1 protein-coding gene is annotated in these 228 nt (G+C 58.3%); it reads left to right on the top strand.

Features of this window, described 5'->3' with window-relative positions; genetic code table 11:
* Positions 1 to 228: aldehyde dehydrogenase family protein (locus H2O73_RS24470; protein WP_182110859.1), on the top strand; the 228-nt coding region annotated here is incomplete at both ends.

Here is a 228-nt window from a genome sequence, read left to right as displayed (position 1 = left end):
AGGACAAGATCCTGTCCTACTTCCAGATCGGTGTCGAAGAGGGGGCCGAAGTGCTCACCGGCGGCAAGGTCGCTGACGTGTCCGACGATCTGAAGGATGGCTTCTATATCGAGCCGACCATCCTGAAGGGGCACAACAAGATGCGTGTCTTCCAGGAAGAGATCTTCGGCCCGGTCGTGTCCGTGACGACCTTCAAGACCGAAGAGGAAGCGCTGGAGCTGGCCAATG

Origin of the sequence: Vibrio marinisediminis (assembly GCF_014050145.1) — a bacterium.
Taxonomy (GTDB): domain Bacteria; phylum Pseudomonadota; class Gammaproteobacteria; order Enterobacterales; family Vibrionaceae; genus Vibrio; species Vibrio marinisediminis.
This window is presented reverse-complemented; position numbering and strand designations above follow the sequence as displayed.